This window comes from Kangiella marina (assembly GCF_039541235.1).
GTDB lineage: Bacteria > Pseudomonadota > Gammaproteobacteria > Enterobacterales > Kangiellaceae > Kangiella > Kangiella marina.
In genome coordinates, this window is record NZ_BAABFV010000001.1 from 717,249 (window position 1) to 735,497 (window position 18,249).

Below are 18,249 nucleotides of genomic sequence, written 5' to 3' on the forward strand. Positions count from 1 at the left end.
ATTAAGCCACCTCTTTCTTATTATTGACGTTATTTAAGAAGGCATCATATAAGTTGCCTGATGATGTTTGCGCTGCAAAGTCTTGAGTGCTGCCAAAAAACTTGGTTTCACCCAAATCAATTAAACAAACGTCATCACATAAGCGCTCTACTTCATGCAAGTGGTGGGTTGAGAAAATCACTGACATCTCAGTTTCTTTATAACTTTCGATAAAGTCGAGAACGGTTTTGGCTGAAATGACATCGAGACCGGTTGTTGGCTCATCGAAAACCAATACTTTGGGGTCATGAATGACTGCTCGCGCAATCGAGGCCCGCTGCATCATACCAGTTGATAAGTCATCTGCTCGTTTACCAGAGAACGTATGCATATCAAGCATAGAGAAAATTTTGTCAATACGCTCATCCATTACTTGCTTTGACAAGCCGTGCATACGACCAAAATACTCTACATTCTCACGAACCGTAAGACGATGGTAAAGTCCTGTTTTCCCCGATAAAAAGCCAATTAATTTTTGCGCATACCGTGGCTCTTTAGTCACGTCATGCCCATTAATTAAAATTTCGCCCTCTGTCGGTTGCAGTGCTGTCGATAGCATACGAAGGGTCGTCGTCTTGCCGGCACCATTAGGTCCCAACAATCCGAGTACTTTACCTTTCTCACAACTAAAGCTAACGTTCCGGACCGCGTGAAAGACGCCTTCTCCTTCGCGCGGATCAGTCGCAACCTTCTTTTTCTTCTTTTTTGCTTCTTTCTTATCGTAAGCAAAACTTTTGGCTAAACCTTTAATTTCAATCATTCTGAAATAGTCCCCTACTTTTTATTGTCTTCCGAATCTTTTTTGAGTTCGGATTTACCCGTTGAAACACTTTTGAGTAAACCCACAACTTTTTGGTAAACCGATTTACGAATCTGTCCCAGCCTTGGCTTATCATCCTTTCCAAATGGCACTGGACGACACAAACGCATTGTCTGTAAGCCCATACGAGCGATTAAAACCCCAACACCTATGCCTTGGGCAGCTTTTGCCGAGATCGTCGCTGTTAAGCTTTTCCCAAGCAGCTCTACGCCAGCATCTGCAACAAGTTCACTTGCCCCGGCCAACATCATATTCTTAAAAACACTTTTCGTCATCTCAAATCTACCGAGCGCGGTTTGGGGGCAGCCATATAACTGCGATAGCTGCTCGATCATTTTACTGCTACGCCAAGCCACTAATGCCATATCAGCCGCTGCGAGTGGACTTAAGGCAACCATAGCAGCCGCTTCAGTAGCGTGCTTAGTGATAACGTCAATCGCCATCTTATCTAATCCGCTCAACACGGTACTTGAGTAGATTTCGATCAATTCTTGGTCGTTATGAACTTGTTGTTTTTGTTGTTGATATTTTGACGTTAACCCAGATAAGTCGACATGCTCAGCTATTTGACTATTAACCGTATTGATTAAGTCTGGAGATTGGCCATAAGTGTTTCCGGCCATTAAGCTTGTAAATTCTTGCTGATGGTGTTGACGAGATTTAAACCGTCTGCGAGCTTTCCATCCTCTTATCAGCGCATAGGCCCCGCTTATGACGGCTGCGGCTCCTAAGGTCCCAACACCGAGCCCCAGCAACCAGCTTCTATCCCACAGGTTGGTCACAAACTGATAGGCTTCATAACCAGCCGCTGTCACAATAAACGCGGAAAATGAAGGCCAAAAAAGTTTCTTTAAGATTGATTTATTTTTTTGTTTGAACCTCAATTCTGCGGAACTGCCTGTTGTTAGCACCTTCTCTTCGCCAGACTGAGGTGACATATCTTTACCCGACTGAAGAATGTCTTCACGCAATAATTCTTCTGTACTTTGATGCGCCTTATCACTACTCGAGAATTTTATCGGTTTATCACTCATAAAAATTTATCTCCAATTAAGTATTGAAGCACTTTATCCATTCGAATGTGCGGCAACGGCTCGTCGGCATTAAGCTCAGGGATATCAAAGGGTGAAAAATCAATCTCTAGCTGGTTCCACTGGCTGCGACTGAGTATCGTCTCAGGCACTTTCCCAGGGTAATGGATAACAGAGTTTCCTGAACCCCGATCTTTTCCTTTTACACAATGTAGCTTTTGACCATCATGTTCCGTTATTACAGGTTCAGAAGTACTGATAGCACTGATTGCCATCGTCTCAACGTCCACCCCCTCATAACCAACATTGTTGCGCGCTTGAGCCACCATTTTTTGCATAAAAGACTCTAAAGCGGCATGTTGATCTGGAGGAACTAGGTCAACCTTAGAGGTCGCAATTAAAAGCTTGTCAATAGATGGTGAAAATAGTCGCTTGAGCCAGTTGGAGCGTCCATAACTATAACCATCCAGTAATTTCTCGATTGTTTGCTTGAGATCGATATAGGAGTCATACCCCGACTCAAGAACCGAACAGGTATCGATTAATACAATTTGGCGATCGACTTTTGAGAAATACTCATCAAAAAAAGGTCGTATCACTTCATTTTTATAGTAATTGAATCGCTTCTCTAACACTTTAATTATCGAGTTGGCAGGAACCGTCCCCCAATCCAACGACAAGATATCCTCATTTAATATTGGAAAAAACTCTAAGGTTGGAGCACCTTCAAACTCACCCGGGAGGATAAATCGACCTGGTAAAGCTAAGCTAAAATCATTGTGCTGCTCACGATACTTGAGCAGCGCTTCAGTGTACTTCTTGGCAACGACTCCGAGCTGATTACTGGTAGAGGTCTCATCAACTGCTTGGGTTACATCTAAAGCAGTTATCTCTGACTTTATACGACTGCAGAATGCTTCTCGTCTTTCGCTTGAAAGGTATTTTACGCAAGCTTGGCACCATTCTTTAAAGGACATTCCCAGTAGAGGCAAATCCAATAACCACTCTCCAGGATAGTCAATAATATCAATAGTGACAGTACTGTCGGCCTGCACTTTCTTAACCCATTTGTTTGAAACATGGAAGCGACATTTAATTTGTGCTTGTGACACACCACGCGTTGAAGCCGGCCAAACCGGATTGTTTCCTGTTAACCTATCTATCGCACCATGATAATCAAACCCGGGGATGTGGAGTTCTGGGTGCTGTGCTAATTTACTAGCAGTTAACCTTCCGTCCGCATTTGGCTTAAAGAAAGTCAGTTGATGATAAGTAGGCGCAGTTAAAAGTTGATTAATTAATGATGTAATAAAACCTGTCTTACCTGCACCACTTAAGCCGGTAACAGCTAGACGCACATTGCGATCTAGTCCACGCTCAAGAAGGTGTTGCGATTTTTTCAGTGTTGCATCAAGCCAGCTCATAAGATTCCTAATTTAGTCAACAATTTAGTATATCCCATAACTTTTGTAGCAAATATTAGAAAACGTAATAATTTATTAATGCGCACCTTAAAACCTGAATACAAACCATAAAAAAAGCGCTACAGAAGTAGCGCTTTTAAGATGAAGCTATTTTTGACTATTCGCCACCTTCACCAGGCGGGGTACTCTCTTGAAGTTCCATTGCAGCAATAGACTCTTTCATTTTCTTCAAGTCGCCAATGTACTTAATATAAGCATTAGCATTTCTTGCAACTTTAGGATATTTTGCGGCTTGCTGCATTGTTGCAACGGCGGCATCCTCTTGGCCTAGACGGAATTGAGACATACCTAAGTTCATATAAGCATAACCAAGGTCACCGTCTCTCAGGCCACCTTTGCGTATTGCTGCTTTATATTTAGCAACAGCGTTACGGTAGTCGTCACGGTCTTGATACATAATTCCAACTTTATAGTCATACTTACCAGATGAAGTAAAACTTGAAGCTTTATCATAAGCCTCAACAGCACCTTCTAGATCTTTAGCAAAGAAATAGTTATCGGCTACTCGCTTCCAGTTATCTTCGTTAGACTCAACAACACCAGCCTCAATTCCTTCTTTTAAACGATCTGCTGCTAATTGTGGAGTTTTATTGTTAGCGAAGAGTGCAGCGAGTTGTTTATAGTTAGTTTCACTTGTCCATACTCCATTCATACGGGCAAGTTCAGCTAAAGCCAACATATCTTCATGTTTCCCACGTCTGCTATATACAGCAAATAAATTGTTATAGACAGACTTCTCTGCTGGGAAAAGCTCTACCATTTCTTCACCCACAACTTCAGCACCCGCATTGTCGTTTAGCTTAATGTGGGCGCCGAACAACATACTATAAAGCGGTTTTTTTGAGCTAGAACCTAGTTGCAATGCAATATAAGCAGGGCATATAGACTCTCTAAGGTTACCATTGTTGTAATTTAAACTGGCAAAAGCCGCATACGAATTTGCTGGAGGTTTTATAACATCTTCAAAGTACTTTTTCATCCAGCTAATCGCTTGCGTAAAGTTTTCTTCGATAGTATATGTTTGCGCTATGACTCGACGCATTTGTACAACATCTTGTTTACGCAAAAAACCACTTTCAATCGCTTTCAAGAAAGACGCTCTTGCTGCCTTGTAGTTTTCAGTAGCTTGGTAATTAACACCCAACAGCTGATGAGCACGCCCAACAGCAACTTTGTCACCTGAATTCGCGATCAGATCCTTTAAGATAGCAATCGATTCATTATAATTTCCATCAGCATAAGCTTCATTACCTGCGGTAATCTTCTTAAATGCCGATTGTGAAGTGATTGTTCCAACGCCCTTTGATTCTTCATAATTGCCTTCTGTTGGAGCCAGAGGTTTACATGAAGATGTATATTTCGTTTGTGGTAGCGCAAGAGCACTACCAGCAAACAACAAACCTGTCACGCCTAAAACAATTGGTAATTTTTTCATATTAATCACACTTAAATGTTACTGGTCCAGCTCAAACTCCATTCTGTAACGCATGTTACGTTGTGGAATTGGCTGACCATTCACAATTCTTGGTTTGAATTTCCACTTGCGAATCGCTCGCAGAGCATTTCTTCTAAATACGCCTCGTGGACTTTCATCTTCTACAGAGATATTTGAAGGAGAGCCATCGGGCCCTATATCCATAGTAAACAGAACGTATCCCTCAATACCTTTCAGATTTGCCTGAACAGGATACTGGGCTTGAGGCTGGTAAACAGGTATCGCTTCACCATCACCCATGCCTGAAAAGTCTGTCTGACCTTGGCCTAAACCACCAATATAGATACCAGTCCCATCCATCGACGCATCAATATTATCAATTTTAATATCGACCAACGCGGTAACAACCTTCTGTTGCTTTTGCTGCACCTGTTGTTGAGGCGGTGGTGGCTCTTTTGGTGGTGGTGGCTTTTTAGGAGGACGGCGCTCTTTACGCTGTACCTGTTTGTCTTCTTCAACGAACGCTACTTCTACTTTGATATTTTCAACTTCGTCTTTCGTGCTATCTGTAGAAATCAAAAAGTTCATCAATAGAAATAAGCCAACCACAATACCAAAGGCAAACAGTGCACTTAATATAACTCTCAACATAGTTTACTGTACCTTGTCTGTTGCAACTGAAACCTTAGCGCCAGAACTTTTCGCAAAATCAATGACCTTTAAGACTAGCCCTGCTTTTGCTTCTTTGTCTGCCTGGATGACAACCTCACCTTCTAAGTTTTCAGTACGCAATGATTGGATTTTTGACTTAACTTCAGCAGGCTGAACAGTCGTTTTGTCAATCGTAATCGTGTTTTTTGCATCAATAGCGACAAAAATGTAAGCATTTTTGCGCTCTTCTGCAGTACTCGCTACTGGTTTGACAACATCTACGCCCGCTTGTTTCACAAAAACCGTTGTAACGATGAAGAAAATTAACATGATGAATACGATGTCGAGCATCGGTGTCATGTCAATTTCTACATCTTCTTGTTTTCTTTTGTCTTGAATCGCCATCTAGTCTTCACCCAATAATTAATGGTGTGAAAGGTTATCGGCTAACTGGTGAGTCTTAACATAAGTCGTTTGCTCTAAACGACTGCTGAAGAAGATACCAGATAATGCGGCAACCATTCCCGCCATTGTTGGAATTGTAGCTTTGAAGATACCGCCCGCCATTTGGCGTGCGCTACCTGAGCCTTGACCTGACATACCATCAAATACATCGATCATACCGGTTACAGTGCCCAGAAGTCCTAACAATGGACAAATAGCAATCAATGTTTTAATGAGCAACATTCTTTGGTTCAAAGCTTCCCGAGCTATAGAAACCCAAGCGTCACGGATTTGTTTAGCTTTCCATGACGTTTGGTCGTCTCGTGAGTTCCAACGTGCGATGATTGAGCGAGCTTCTTTTGGATACTGACCATAAATGTACCAGTAACGCTCAATCAAAAATGTCCACATTAGGAAGAGAACAAGTCCTATCCACCATAGGACCCATCCACCTTTACCGATAAACTCTAATATCGTATAGATTAATTCCATAAGGAAATTCCTATGCGTTATTCTCGTCGTGTTGAGCCATCAAACCTGTGCTCTGTTCTTCCAAGACATGAATAATGCTTTTACTTTTACCAGCTACAACAGCGTGCAAGAAGGTTAATGGAATTGCTGCTAACAGACCCCAAACAGTTGTTACCAACGCCTGAGAAATACCGTCAGCCATTAATCGTGGGTCACCAGTACCATGTAATGTAATAGACTGGAATACCTCAATCATACCAACTACTGTACCTAGTAGACCTAATAGAGGTCCCAGTGCAGCAATAACTTTGATTAGGTTAATACCACGCTCAATCTTAGGTGTTTCTTTCAACACAGCCTCATCAAGTTTCAACTCTAGGTTTTCAACATCTTCATCTTTATTCGCAAGATAAACTTTCATCACGCGACCAAGCGGGTTATTACCTGGAGTGCTTGATTTCTTCTGTGAAGCAACTTTCGGACCTGTAACCATGTATAGCGTAAATAGACGCTCTAATGCGATCAGAATACCGATAGCTAAAAGAATCATTACCGTCGAGCCAGCAAAGCCTTTAAACTTCCATAAACGATCTGGAAGGCTCATTTTAAGCTTCTCTAACTGCAAGATACCGCCTTTAGTAGGGTCAATGTAAAGACCTGCGTAGCCAGACGTTGCTGACTCATACTCAGACGCTAAACCACGAACTTCTGCCGATGGCTGAACTTGCAATGTTTTGATTTGGCCTTTTTCGAAGAACAAATAATCTTTACCCGATAGCAAGTTGAAAGTACCGATACGCTCTACAGTTTGAGTTTCAGTACGACCTTCCTCATTCACAACATCAGCAGCAAAACTTGCTGTGTTACCTTGCTCAGAAAGCTCTTGAAGCATAAGTACGTAGAATCCACGTAGATCGTCCATTTTTGGAAGTTCTTCAGCTTCAATCAACTTATTAAGTAATGCGCTACGACCTGGGTATTGTGCACTCACAAGCGATGATGCGATATCACCAGAAAGGCTGTTCGCTGCTTGACGAACGACACCAAACAACTCACCCAAGTTACCTTGCTTAATACGTAAATCTTCAGCAATTTGAGTCAATTGCTTTTCATTTTCGTCAAATGTAGCTTTTAAGCGCTCACTTTTAGCTTCTTCTGCGGCTAGCTTTGCTTTTGCATCAGCTAAAAGGTCAGCTTGACGATTTTTTTGGCGTTGGAACGTTTGAACACGCTGGTTGTTCACCTGCTCTTGGATACGCTCTTTATCTCTTACTTTCTTAAGTAGGTCAGAGTGCGACAAACTTTCAGCAGCATTTGATACCGCTGAAACACTGAACGCGAAGACGCCAGCTAGTGTTAATGCTAAAACGTTTCTCATTGTGCTGCCTCCGTAACTGGGACTGGTACTTTAAATAGTTCTTGAGTTGCGACACCTTTAGCCATGTTAATAGCGTTGCTCACAGAATCTAGATACTCTTCTGGAAGCGCTGCCCACTGACCTGATGTTTTGTCCCAATACGCACCATTTTTACCGTTTACAGTTAGGTAGACATAAGACAAACGACCAACACGTAAGAAGTCTACGTTTAGCTCTTCACCATCTTTATCAATTGTCCCAGAGCTTGCTGATACGGCGTTACCGTACTGCATTTCAATTTGATAAGCTTCTAGGATTTTACGATACTTCTCTGAAACCGTAACATCAGCAGTGTCCATCAAAGCATATAGGTTTTGTACACGCTCTTGACGCTGCTTGATGTTGAATGGAATATCCAATTGAACATATTCATCAAGGGTTTTGATCATTTCGTCCATAAGAGGAAGAACACCCTTCTCAGTTTCGTCAATGGTTTCCATCTCTTTGCTGCTCTCAGCAATCTGTTTATCCTGAGATGCAATTTGTCTTTCAAGTTGAGTGTTGTAGATACGCAAGCTGTCAACTTGTTGTAAAGTGTTTCTGTATTCTAATGCCAAGTCAGTGGTTTGCTCTGCTAGGCGATCTACAGATACTTGTGCGCTTGCTGCTTTGTTATCAATTCGCTTCTCTACTGTCATAGAAGAACCGAACTCGCCAGCCGCCATCGAGCTGCCCATCACAGCAGAGGCAAGAATGGCAACAGCCGTTTTCTTAAAAAGTACTTGTTTTTTCATAAACTTACCCAAATTTCTGTTCAGAAATCGTTTCATTAAAAAGTCGATGCTAAAGAAACTTAGTAGGTTCGAGACCAAAAATCAAGGAATTAAAGGTCCGAACTGTTAAAAGGGTCTCTTTCAGCTAAACTTTAACCAATTGGTGTTTCTCTGGTGAAAGAAATCAACTATAAAGGAGAAGGACTGTAACGGTCAACAAAACATTACAGTTAATTTACATTTAGAAATAGTTTCAGATAACTTTTATTTATCGCTTGATGCGGCAGTGACATTAGTCATAATTATTCCAATTATTAGTCACTAAAAATTGATACTTCCACTGAGCTTTATGTATTTTGGTGTCTCGAAAGTATAAGGGGCAAGACCATTGTTATCGAACGATTGTTGGTGTTCGCCGACAGACTCTGTTCCGAGCAGATTAACCAAATCAATCCGTATGACTAGACCAATATCCTGCCAGCGACCTTGGTATTTCACACCAATGTCTAGGGTCGTACTATCAAAATCTAAACGGTCAGTTTCTTCGCTGATAAGCGATACAATTTGCGGCGAACTTTCTTGGTAACTTTTGTGGCTCAGTCTCGTATCCATTGACCATTCAGAAGAGAAGTCAATTTGACTAAATAATGAAATACCAGTTTCTTTAAGCTCGCTGGCAAAAGACTCCAGATCATTAAACTGATATGGTTGCCAGTCAAACGAAGTGCTGCTTTGATAAAGACTACTGCCTACAGAAATGTAATCACTCACCTGTCGGGTTAAGCGAATTTCGATTCCATCCAGTGCTTTGTTATAGCCAGGAGTGGCTCCTAAGTCAGACATTAAATTAACCGCTTCGGGTAAACCATCCTTATTTAGATCAAACCAATATTGCTGGCTCACTGGCGAGCTGTTGCTGAAGCCGATTGTTGAGCTGTCTACATCCAGCCTTTCTAACTCAGACTTAGTATAACTAATACTTACTGCCCAGTTATCGTTTACATTTTGTTCAAAGCCTAAAGCAATGTCAGAGCCTTCCGCACCTGCTTGATTATAATCTAAGAACTCATCAACTTTGATCGATACGGGAACGCGTTTATTTCCATAGTTGATGTAGAAGGTCGAGTTATCACCCTCAGGAGTGTAACTTGCATTTAAGTGATACTGCTCTTCCGAAAAAAGTGACTCTGGCGACTGATTGAGATCCAACGAAAACTTCCAAAGACCTTCATTACCATCTTCAAGGCCGATCGACAGTTCGTTGTTACTGTTAAACGCAGCATCATTGAAACGTTCAGAATACAGAGGAATCACTTTTGAAGATAAAGGTGAATTTGACTCGCCAGCCCCGCCGTCAAAAAAATAGGGAGTCCAACTGTCGGACGCAGAAACATCTTGAGCCGTAGCAATGCCCGATAGCGACATTAGAACTAATGCAGTAACTACTTTTACTTGGCTGGTCAATTTCATTGTTGTCACTCAAGTCACTAGGCTTTGCCAGTGCTACTTTTATATTTTGGGCCAACTTGGCTTTTTTATGGTGTTTGTTAACGTCTTATTGATGTCACGCTGGCTTCTTAAACGAAGACATGAAACACCTAGAAGTAAACAATCATCGTTATTAAAGTATAGCAGTTTCCCCTGTCCTTTCAACTTGTTACGGGCTAAAGTTGGCGCTTGTTCACAGCTTGTTACAACTCGTCGATACTTGCTGAGATAGGACTTAGACAAAGCAACTCTAGGCACTAGGCAATAAGCTTGTTATGATTAAGAAATCTAACGAAAACAATGACCTGATGATAAATAGCAGTCTGTACAGAGACCTCTCTCGCCGAGCGCGGCTATTAATTTCGCTGGCCGCTTTAGCCTGTTGCTCCTGCGCTCCTAGTGATAATGAGAAGGCTGATGACGCAAAAGACCTCCTCGTCTATTGCTCCGAAGGAAGTCCTGATGGCTTTAACCCACAGCTCGTCACTTCCGGGACCTCTTACGATGCAACTGCAAATATCATTTATAATCAGTTGGTTACCTACAAACCTGGCACTACTGAAATCGCTCCCTCTTTAGCAAAGTCCTGGCACATCAGTGATGATGGTTTGCGTTATACCTTTAATTTAAGGGACGACATTACCTTTCATGGCAGCCAAATTTTCACTCCAAGTCGCTCAATGAATGCCGACGATGTTATCTTCAGCTTTAACCGGCAACGCCTAAGCAGTCACCCTTACCACGGTATTTCAGGCGGGCGCTACCCATACTTTACGGCACAAAGTATGGGTCAACTAATAAAAGATATCCGCAAGACCGGTGAGCACCAAGTTGAGTTCATCCTTACCCGCCCTGAGAGTCCATTTCTGTCAATCTTGGCAACGCCTTTCGCATCCATCTTATCGGCCGAATATGCACAGCAATTAAATCGACTTCACCGTCCAGAGTGGATTGACAGTAAACCTATTGGCACAGGTCCTTTCCGCTTTGAGCGCTACGAACCTGACGCTTATATTCGCTATAAGCGTTTTGATAACTACTTTAACCAGAGCAAGCGGGTGAAGAACTTAGTCTTTGCCATCACTCCCGATGCTGCTATGCGGTTTGCACGTTTCAGTGCTGGCGAGTGTGATGTCATGAGTTACCCGCTCCCCGTCCATTTGAGAGTCGCTCAGAAAAATGACCTTAAAGTAGTACAAACTCCTGGCCTCAATGTGGCTTACTGGGCTTTCAATACGGAAAAACCACCGTTTCACGACGCAAAAGTGAGACGCGCTTTAACCATGGCTATCGATCGTGAAGCGATCCTTCAAACCGTTTACGACCGCCAAGCGACCCTAGCGACCAACCCCATACCTCCATCATCATGGGCTTACAATAAAAATATCCAAAAAGTGACTTATAGTAAGCGCAGAGCGACTGAACTCTTGGCTGAAGCAGGTTATGCCAATGGCTTTTCCATTGATATCTGGGCCATGCCAATCCAGCGAGCATACAACCCTAATGCCCGTAAAATGGCTGAAATGATTCAGCAAGATTTGGCGGATATTAACGTTGACGCTCGAATCATCACTTATGAATGGGGTACTTTTTTATCACGCCTCGCTCAAGGACTTCATCATAGTGTGCTACTGGGCTGGAATGCAGATAATGCCGATCCAAATAATTTTTTCAGCCCGTTACTCAGCTGTAACTCTGCCATTAGTGGCAACAACTACGCCAAGTGGTGCAATAACCAATTCGATGACCTTATCTTAAAAGGACGAACATCCGCCGCGCAGAGCGATCGAACCGAGTATTACCTAAAAGCGCAAGAAGTGTTTAAGCGCGAAGCACCGTGGCTCACCATTGCTCACGCCAACAACAGCGTATTAATCCAACCTGAAATTAGTGGCTTAACCGTTTCCCCGATTGGTAACATTAACTTCGAAGGGGTCACGATTCATGAAGGAAAATCGAAGCCGGCTGAGACAAAGGAGCGCCAATAAATGTTTGCTACTTTGCTTAAACAAATCGGCACACTAATTATCAGTCTTTTGGGACTGACGGTTCTAACCTTTATTCTCAGTTTACAGTCAGACACACCGGTCCACACGTATCAAAGCAACAGCGTCTTTATCCAGTATTTTGAATATTTACAATTTTTACTGGATGGCAACTGGGGCACATCAAGCATTCATAAGCGCAGCGTGCTTAAAGATTTTTTACAGCACTTCCCTGCTACCATTGAACTGATTTTACTGGCCATGGTGTTAGCGGTAACGGCTGGGCTCGGGCTGGGAATTGTCGCCTCAACACGTCGTGGTGGCTGGCTTGATAATACTTTAATGACGTCATCACTGATTGGCTACTCCATGCCAATTTTTTGGTGGGGCATGCTATTGGTATTGCTCTTTTCTTTGACCCTTGGTTGGACTCCGGTCGCAGGACGTATCGACTTTGCCTACGATATTGAACCCTATACCCGTTTTATGCTGATTGACACCCTGCTTCACCACAATCAGTACGGCTTCAGTGCCTTCTTAAATGCGTTACATCACTTGGTATTACCTGCCATCACACTGAGTACCATTCCGATGGCGATTGTTGCTCGGATGACGCGTTCTTCGCTGCTGGCGGTGTTGAAGTCTGAATATATCCGTACGGCGCGCTCTAAAGGAATCAGCAACCAACGAATCATTTGGGTGCATGCCCTTCGTAACGCCCTACAGCCCATTTTGACCATTAGCGGTGTACAAATCAGCATCATCATGTCCGGCGTTATTATTACCGAGTACATTTTTGCCTGGCCCGGTATCGGCAAATGGCTACTCGAAGCAGTGTCTCGCCGTGACTTCGCCAGTATTCAAGGCGGGGTCTTGGCCTTGTCGATTATTGTGATCGCCTTTAACTTGGCATTGGACTTTATCAGTATTTACCTCAACCCACGCCTCAGGAGACCATCATGATAAAGCGGATGGTCAGCGCTAACCAAAAAGCGGCTTGGGTTATTTTCCGTGAAAATAAAGGTGCCATGATTGGCCTCTTAGTGCTCTGCTTAATATTGCTGATGGCGCTCATAGGCCCGTGGGTTGCACCACATGATCCAGCGCATCAGTTCAGCAATAAAGTGTTGATCCCACCCATCTGGGATTCGGCCGGTGACTTTAAGTACTTCTTCGGCACCGATGATCTGGGCCGTGACATGCTATCGAGGCTGCTTTACGGCGCCCGCCTATCGTTGCAGCTTACCTTGGTCGTTGTTTTGATCGCGGCCTTGACTGGGGTTGTGATGGGCGCTGCAGCAGCATTTTTAAACCCAACGTTACGCTCACTATTAATGCGTATCATGGATTTATTATTATCTTTCCCGTCATTATTACTGGCTATCGCCATCGTGGCAATCATAGGCCCCGGACTCCCCAATGCGGTTTACGCCGTGATTATTGTTTTAGTGCCTCAATTTGTGCGCATCACCCAGTCCTCCATTACCGAAGAGCTGAACAAAGATTACGTCATGGCGGCCAAACTGGATGGTGCTAAGCGGCTACGATTGTTAACTCACCATGTTTGGCCAAACATCGTACCAGCATTAATTGTGCAACTGACATTTAGCTTTTCCACCGCGCTTTTGGACATTGCAGCGCTCGGCTTTTTAGGGCTAGGCGCACAGCCACCTATGGCCGAATGGGGAACCATGCTTTCTGAATCACGCGCTTTTATTCAGTTTGCACCCTGGACCATGACTCTACCGGGTTTAGCCATCTTTTTAACCGTTCTTTCTATTAACCTTGTGGGCGATGGCGTACGTGACGCACTTGACCCGCGCTTGAACCGTTAGGTTAACCATATGGGCTTATTGCAAGTAGAAAATTTGAGCGTCGACTTCAAGACTGATAGCGGTATTATTCCCGCTGTCGACAGCGCAAAAATTTCGATTAACTCAGGTCAGGTTCAAGGCGTCATTGGCGAATCAGGATCGGGAAAAAGTGTCATGGCTTTAGCCATCGCAGGACTGCTTTCTCCTGCCGCGACAATGCGCGCCGATCTCTTTAACCTTGATGGTCACGATCTAACTCGAATGAGTCCGACTGAGCGGCAAAAGCTCATTAGTAGTAATATTTCTATCATTTTCCAAGAGCCGACTTCAAGCCTGAACCCCTCCTTGACTATCGGTTACCAGCTTGATGAAACCATCCGCTTTCATGCTGGCGGCACGCGCAAGCAACGCTATGACAAAGCTCAAGAGCTTTTAGCTCAAGTCGGAATTATTGATGGTAAAAGACGCTTTAAAGAATACCCGCATCAGCTATCCGGTGGATTGAACCAACGCGTCATGATTGCCATGGCCTTAGCCTGTGAGCCTAAACTGTTAATTGCGGATGAGCCCACCACAGCTTTAGACGTTACGGTTCAGTCGCAAATCTTGGACTTGCTGCTACGCCTTAACGAAGAACACAACATGGCATTGATGCTGATTACCCATGACTTCTCCATTCTGTCTGAAACGACCGATAAAGTTTATGTCATGTACGGCGGTCAAATTGTCGAGTCCGGTCGGACTTATAATCTTTTGAGCCAACCTTATCATCCCTATACTAAGTCATTGCTAGATAGCGTCCCACATTACGGGATGCACTATAAGAAAGGACGGCGTTTATTTAACCTGAAAGGAAGCACTCCATCTCTGGATCATCTACCGGTGGGTTGTTACTTGGGTCCACGCTGCCCTTATGCCAACAAGCAGTGCGTACAGGCTCCAGTTCTTCGCTCCATTAAAGGACGCAAAGTTCGTTGCCACTTCCCTCTACTGGAGGAGAATGATTAATTATGCCTAACCTTTTCAGCGCCAAAGATATTCGTAAGAGCTATCGAGTCTCCAATAACCCCTTACGCCAAGGGCAGCTTGAGGTTTTGCATGGTGTCGACTTTAGCCTGAATGCAGGGCAGACCCTTGCCGTTGTTGGCGAGTCTGGTTCTGGTAAGTCTACCTTAGCGCGCATTCTGGTCGGCGCTGATCGGCCTGATAGCGGTGAACTATTCTTTGAGGGAAAAGACATTCTCAAACGTAAGCATAAGTTTGAATGGTATAAGAATATTCGAATGATTTTTCAAGATGCTTCAGCTTCACTGAACCCCCGCGCAACAATCAGGCAAAGTATGGAGGAACCGCTGCATAATGGTACCCAGTACACAGCCAGCCAGAGGCGAGATAGAATTATTGAAGTGCTTGAGATGGTCGGTTTACGGCCGGAATATGCCGAACGTTACCCTCATACTTTCTCAGGCGGCCAACGTCAGCGTATCGCCATTGCTCGTGCTTTGTTACTGCGCCCTAAGGTCATTGTCGCCGACGAGCCAGTTTCGGCTCTAGACGTTTCAGTACAAGCCCAAATTATTAATTTACTGCTCGATCTACAAGATCAGCTCGATCTCGCCTACGTCTTCATTTCTCATGACTTAGGGTTAGTGCAGCACTTTAGCAATAAAGTCTTGGTTTTGAATAATGGCACTCAGGTAGAATACGGACGTGTGACTGATGTATTCAGTCAGCCAAAATCTCAGTACACACTGGAATTACTCAATGCTTCAGCAGGTTATAAAAAGTCTGTCACTTGATTAAGGTAAGTCTTTACCGAATAAATTAGCCGTCATAAAAAAAGCCACTCAAAAGAGTGGCTTTTTTGTCCAGCAATAAATTACTGTTTAACCTCTATAGAGTTTCTAAAGTGTTGGATGAGGTTGGCAGTATCTGCCTGCACATTTAGACTCTTAGCTGTTTGCTTAAGTTGTGTCATTGTGGCTTCATCCATCGATGAGACATCAGGGTAATTAACCTCTTTTAACTCAATCACAGCATAGTCGCCATTAAATAGCGGCTTAACTTGCAACTGAGAGTCTTCGCCTTCTGGAGCCGTCATTTGATACACCGCCGAGACCAAAGCAAAATCCATACCAGAATCACGACGCTTCAACGCATCATTTTCTTGCCACTCTAGGCCTTGCTCAGCAATCATAGCACCCGCTGACTCACCACTTTCGACTGCTTCTAACACCTTGTTTGCAAAAGATTCTGCATTTTTTGCAGCTTTCTCTTGGGTTAAAGTCGCCACAATTTGTGGCTTCACTTCTTCAAAAGGCTTCACTTTTTCAGCTTGATAATCTTTAGCGGTGACGTATACGATATCCTTACTGCTAAGGACGATTTTATCGCTGACTTGCTCAGAGTCGATAATTTTTGCAGTAAATGCTTGCTCCACCAACGCTGGCTCAGCAGCGATGCCTGTGCCATTGTCACGGCTAAACATACCCGTTTCCTGCACTTCCAGCCCTACCTGCTCTGCAAAGGTATCGATGTTGTCGCCATACTCAAATAAAACTTCTGCAAGCTTTGATTCTTTGGTATAGAACTCATCGTCCGCAGCTTCTTTCGCTAGACTCTGGACAATCTCATCGCGCATGTCTGATAGTGGTGTTTTTTCAGCTTCACGACGGTCCAATAACTTAATAATGTGGAAACCAAAGTCCGTTTCAACAACTTCTGTGACGTCACCTTTGTTCTCTAAAGCCAGCGCAGCTTTCTCAAATTCAGGAGCCCAACCCGTTCCGGCTGAATTTTCACTTTGTTCAACAGCGTCAACCCAGTCCAGTTGACCACCATCTTCGCCACTGAAAGTATCGCTTGAGTGCTCTTTTGCTAGCTCAGCGAAATCTGCACCACTATTGATTTGCTGTAATAACTCTTCCGCTTTAGCTTGTGCATCATCGACAGAGTTATCAATCAATATGTGAGCCACTTGAATCTCTGCCGGATCACTTAACAGCGACGACTGCTGCTCATAATACGCCTGAATGTCTTCTTCAGTGACATCTGCTTTTTTAGCTTCTACGAGCGCATCGGCAGACAAACGCACGTATTTAAGATTAATTTGCTCAGGCTGCATGAATCGACTTTTATTTTTGTTGTAATAATCTTCCAACTCATTGTCTTCAAAAGTCACGCTCTCAGAGAAGCTAGCCACTGGCACTTTCAGCACACGAACGTTACGCGTCTGCTCTTGCAAGCGGTAAAGGGTTTCGATCTCGTTATTCAAAGCAAAGCCGCTAGAATTCATTGCATTTTGAAGCTGCTCAGCTGCAATACGCTCTTGCGCGTACTCATTCAAGTAGTCTTCTGACCAGCCGTTAGCACGTAAAAATTCTCGAGCTTGAAATGATGAATACTCACCGTTTGACTGAAATGGTTCAAAAGTTCGTATCCATTTTTTGACCTGCTCATCAGAAGCTGTCATGCCGGCATTAGCGATACCCGCATCGACCACTTCTTGGCTGATAAGCTGCTGTGCGATGGATTGGCGCAATTGTTCGCGGCTGGCTTCTGTCGGGTAGCGCTTTTCGAATTCCGCACCATCACGTTGACGCATATTGTCAATACGGCGCTGAACAGCTTGCCCGCTAATTGATACGCCTTCAACTTCTGCAATCTTCTCCGGATCACCACCAAACATATTAGCGCCGAAATAGCCCGCTCCAATGAAAAACACAATAATGATGAACATCAACGCCTTCATTATTGGGCTTTGCATGCTCTGCTGAATTTTTTCCAACATCATGGCTGAAATTACCTTTGGTTTATCTTTTCTATGACTTTTAAACTGACTCTATAACCAGTTTCGTACCCTAGTTATAAAAAACGCGCCATTAAGGCGCGCTCAAAATAATGGCGGAGCGGACGGGACTCGAACCCGCGACCCCCGGCGTGACAGGCCGGTATTCTAACCAGCTGAACTACCGCTCCGAATTTTTGAGTCCTCACTACAAGCGTTCAACAAACTTGTAGTGAAAGACTTGGTGGGTGGTACTGGGCTCGAACCAGTGACCCTCGCCTTGTAAGGGCGATGCTCTCCCAACTGAGCTAACCACCCACAAAAAACGGCGCTAGTTTACCGCGTCTTTAAGCGCTTTACCAGCTTTAAAGCCAGGAACTTTTGCGGCTTTAATTTGGATAGTTTCACCAGTCTTAGGATTACGGCCTTGACGTGCTGCGCGCTCTTTTACAGAGAACGTACCGAAACCAACTAAAGAAACTCCTTCACCTTTTTGAAGAGAATCTGTTACTGCGTCAAGCATTGAGTCTAGTGCACGACCTGCTGCTGCTTTAGAAATATCTGCGCCTGCTGCGATAGCATCAATTAATTCTGATTTATTCACTCACTTTCCCCTTTAATTTTTAGAAAATCTGTGATTAAAAAATATACTGCGTTTCTTAGAGTTTTT

17 protein-coding genes and 2 tRNA genes are annotated in these 18,249 nt (G+C 43.8%); 5 read left to right on the plus strand and 14 right to left on the minus strand.

What is annotated here, in order from left to right; all coding sequences use genetic code 11:
- Position 1: 1 nt before the first annotated feature.
- The 10 genes from ABD943_RS03060 to ABD943_RS03105 all read right to left on the minus strand — a co-directional run bounded on the left by ABD943_RS03060 (position 2) and on the right by ABD943_RS03105 (position 9,975).
- Positions 2-799, minus strand: coding sequence for an ABC transporter ATP-binding protein (locus tag ABD943_RS03060; protein WP_345291716.1), 798 nt, complete (start codon positions 797-799; stop codon positions 2-4).
- 14 nt (positions 800-813) lie between these two features.
- Complete coding sequence (locus ABD943_RS03065) at positions 814-1,893, minus strand: YcjF family protein (protein WP_345291717.1); 1,080 nt, start codon at positions 1,891-1,893, stop codon at positions 814-816.
- Positions 1,890-3,314 carry a YcjX family GTP-binding protein gene (locus tag ABD943_RS03070; protein WP_345291718.1) on the minus strand — a complete coding sequence of 475 codons (1,425 nt, stop codon included), beginning with the start codon at positions 3,312-3,314 and terminating at the stop codon, positions 1,890-1,892. The genes ABD943_RS03065 and ABD943_RS03070 overlap by 4 nt, the downstream gene beginning before the upstream one ends.
- 157 nt (positions 3,315-3,471) lie before the next feature.
- Positions 3,472-4,809, minus strand: coding sequence for a tetratricopeptide repeat protein (locus ABD943_RS03075; RefSeq protein WP_345291719.1), 1,338 nt, complete (start codon positions 4,807-4,809; stop codon positions 3,472-3,474).
- An 18-nt stretch (positions 4,810-4,827) separates the two neighbouring features.
- A complete protein-coding gene (locus ABD943_RS03080) occupies positions 4,828-5,460 on the minus strand; it encodes an energy transducer TonB (RefSeq protein WP_345291720.1) in 633 nt (210 codons plus the stop codon).
- 3 nt (positions 5,461-5,463) lie between these two features.
- Positions 5,464-5,865, minus strand: coding sequence for an ExbD/TolR family protein (locus tag ABD943_RS03085; protein WP_345291721.1), 402 nt, complete (start codon positions 5,863-5,865; stop codon positions 5,464-5,466).
- A gap of 18 nt (positions 5,866-5,883) precedes the next feature.
- Complete coding sequence (locus ABD943_RS03090) at positions 5,884-6,396, minus strand: MotA/TolQ/ExbB proton channel family protein (protein WP_345291722.1); 513 nt, start codon at positions 6,394-6,396, stop codon at positions 5,884-5,886.
- 10 nt (positions 6,397-6,406) lie between these two features.
- Positions 6,407-7,753 carry a MotA/TolQ/ExbB proton channel family protein gene (locus ABD943_RS03095; protein ID WP_345291723.1) on the minus strand — a complete coding sequence of 449 codons (1,347 nt, stop codon included), beginning with the start codon at positions 7,751-7,753 and terminating at the stop codon, positions 6,407-6,409.
- On the minus strand, positions 7,750-8,526 hold the full coding sequence (locus ABD943_RS03100; protein WP_345291724.1) for a DUF3450 domain-containing protein: 777 nt from the start codon (positions 8,524-8,526) through the stop codon (positions 7,750-7,752). The genes ABD943_RS03095 and ABD943_RS03100 overlap by 4 nt, the downstream gene beginning before the upstream one ends.
- 300 nt (positions 8,527-8,826) lie before the next feature.
- Positions 8,827-9,975 carry a hypothetical protein gene (locus ABD943_RS03105; protein ID WP_345291725.1) on the minus strand — a complete coding sequence of 383 codons (1,149 nt, stop codon included), beginning with the start codon at positions 9,973-9,975 and terminating at the stop codon, positions 8,827-8,829.
- Between the two features lie 293 nt (positions 9,976-10,268).
- Here ABD943_RS03105 and ABD943_RS03110 point away from each other — a divergent pair, with 293 nt between their 5' ends.
- Genes ABD943_RS03110 through ABD943_RS03130 form a run of 5 tightly spaced genes read left to right on the plus strand, consistent with a single transcriptional unit; the run spans position 10,269 to position 15,591 of the window.
- Positions 10,269-11,981, plus strand: coding sequence for an ABC transporter substrate-binding protein (locus ABD943_RS03110; protein WP_345291726.1), 1,713 nt, complete (start codon positions 10,269-10,271; stop codon positions 11,979-11,981).
- A complete protein-coding gene (locus ABD943_RS03115; RefSeq protein WP_345291727.1) occupies positions 11,982-12,941 on the plus strand; it encodes an ABC transporter permease in 960 nt (319 codons plus the stop codon).
- The gene (locus tag ABD943_RS03120) at positions 12,938-13,813 is read left to right on the plus strand and encodes an ABC transporter permease subunit (RefSeq protein WP_345291728.1); all 876 of its coding nucleotides are present in this window, start codon (positions 12,938-12,940) and stop codon (positions 13,811-13,813) included. Before ABD943_RS03115 ends, ABD943_RS03120 begins: the two co-directional genes overlap by 4 nt.
- 9 nt (positions 13,814-13,822) lie before the next feature.
- Positions 13,823-14,800 carry an ABC transporter ATP-binding protein gene (locus tag ABD943_RS03125; protein ID WP_345291729.1) on the plus strand — a complete coding sequence of 326 codons (978 nt, stop codon included), beginning with the start codon at positions 13,823-13,825 and terminating at the stop codon, positions 14,798-14,800.
- A 2-nt stretch (positions 14,801-14,802) separates the two neighbouring features.
- Positions 14,803-15,591 carry an ABC transporter ATP-binding protein gene (locus ABD943_RS03130; protein ID WP_345291730.1) on the plus strand — a complete coding sequence of 263 codons (789 nt, stop codon included), beginning with the start codon at positions 14,803-14,805 and terminating at the stop codon, positions 15,589-15,591.
- 80 nt (positions 15,592-15,671) lie between these two features.
- Here the strand turns inward: ABD943_RS03130 and ABD943_RS03135 are convergent, their stop codons facing one another.
- From ABD943_RS03135 to ABD943_RS03150, 4 genes are all read right to left on the minus strand, one after another.
- Positions 15,672-17,585 carry a SurA N-terminal domain-containing protein gene (locus ABD943_RS03135; RefSeq protein ID WP_345291731.1) on the minus strand — a complete coding sequence of 638 codons (1,914 nt, stop codon included), beginning with the start codon at positions 17,583-17,585 and terminating at the stop codon, positions 15,672-15,674.
- Between the two features lie 108 nt (positions 17,586-17,693).
- Positions 17,694-17,770 (minus strand) — tRNA-Asp (locus ABD943_RS03140).
- A 51-nt stretch (positions 17,771-17,821) separates the two neighbouring features.
- A tRNA-Val gene (locus ABD943_RS03145) sits at positions 17,822-17,897 on the minus strand.
- A 13-nt stretch (positions 17,898-17,910) separates the two neighbouring features.
- Positions 17,911-18,183 carry an HU family DNA-binding protein gene (locus ABD943_RS03150; protein WP_046560743.1) on the minus strand — a complete coding sequence of 91 codons (273 nt, stop codon included), beginning with the start codon at positions 18,181-18,183 and terminating at the stop codon, positions 17,911-17,913.
- Between the last annotated feature and the right edge of the window lie 66 nt (positions 18,184-18,249).

Coding starts and splice junctions, on each gene's coding strand:
- ABD943_RS03060 (WP_345291716.1), bottom strand. CDS start 799: ATGATTGAAATTAAAGGTTTAGCCAAAAGTTTTGCTTACGATAAGAAA.
- ABD943_RS03065 (WP_345291717.1), bottom strand. CDS start 1,893: ATGAGTGATAAACCGATAAAATTCTCGAGTAGTGATAAGGCGCATCAA.
- ABD943_RS03070 (WP_345291718.1), bottom strand. CDS start 3,314: ATGAGCTGGCTTGATGCAACACTGAAAAAATCGCAACACCTTCTTGAG.
- ABD943_RS03075 (WP_345291719.1), bottom strand. CDS start 4,809: ATGAAAAAATTACCAATTGTTTTAGGCGTGACAGGTTTGTTGTTTGCT.
- ABD943_RS03080 (WP_345291720.1), bottom strand. CDS start 5,460: ATGTTGAGAGTTATATTAAGTGCACTGTTTGCCTTTGGTATTGTGGTT.
- ABD943_RS03085 (WP_345291721.1), bottom strand. CDS start 5,865: ATGGCGATTCAAGACAAAAGAAAACAAGAAGATGTAGAAATTGACATG.
- ABD943_RS03090 (WP_345291722.1), bottom strand. CDS start 6,396: ATGGAATTAATCTATACGATATTAGAGTTTATCGGTAAAGGTGGATGG.
- ABD943_RS03095 (WP_345291723.1), bottom strand. CDS start 7,753: ATGAGAAACGTTTTAGCATTAACACTAGCTGGCGTCTTCGCGTTCAGT.
- ABD943_RS03100 (WP_345291724.1), bottom strand. CDS start 8,526: ATGAAAAAACAAGTACTTTTTAAGAAAACGGCTGTTGCCATTCTTGCC.
- ABD943_RS03105 (WP_345291725.1), bottom strand. CDS start 9,975: ATGAAATTGACCAGCCAAGTAAAAGTAGTTACTGCATTAGTTCTAATG.
- ABD943_RS03110 (WP_345291726.1), top strand. CDS start 10,269: ATGATTAAGAAATCTAACGAAAACAATGACCTGATGATAAATAGCAGT.
- ABD943_RS03115 (WP_345291727.1), top strand. CDS start 11,982: ATGTTTGCTACTTTGCTTAAACAAATCGGCACACTAATTATCAGTCTT.
- ABD943_RS03120 (WP_345291728.1), top strand. CDS start 12,938: ATGATAAAGCGGATGGTCAGCGCTAACCAAAAAGCGGCTTGGGTTATT.
- ABD943_RS03125 (WP_345291729.1), top strand. CDS start 13,823: ATGGGCTTATTGCAAGTAGAAAATTTGAGCGTCGACTTCAAGACTGAT.
- ABD943_RS03130 (WP_345291730.1), top strand. CDS start 14,803: ATGCCTAACCTTTTCAGCGCCAAAGATATTCGTAAGAGCTATCGAGTC.
- ABD943_RS03135 (WP_345291731.1), bottom strand. CDS start 17,585: ATGATGTTGGAAAAAATTCAGCAGAGCATGCAAAGCCCAATAATGAAG.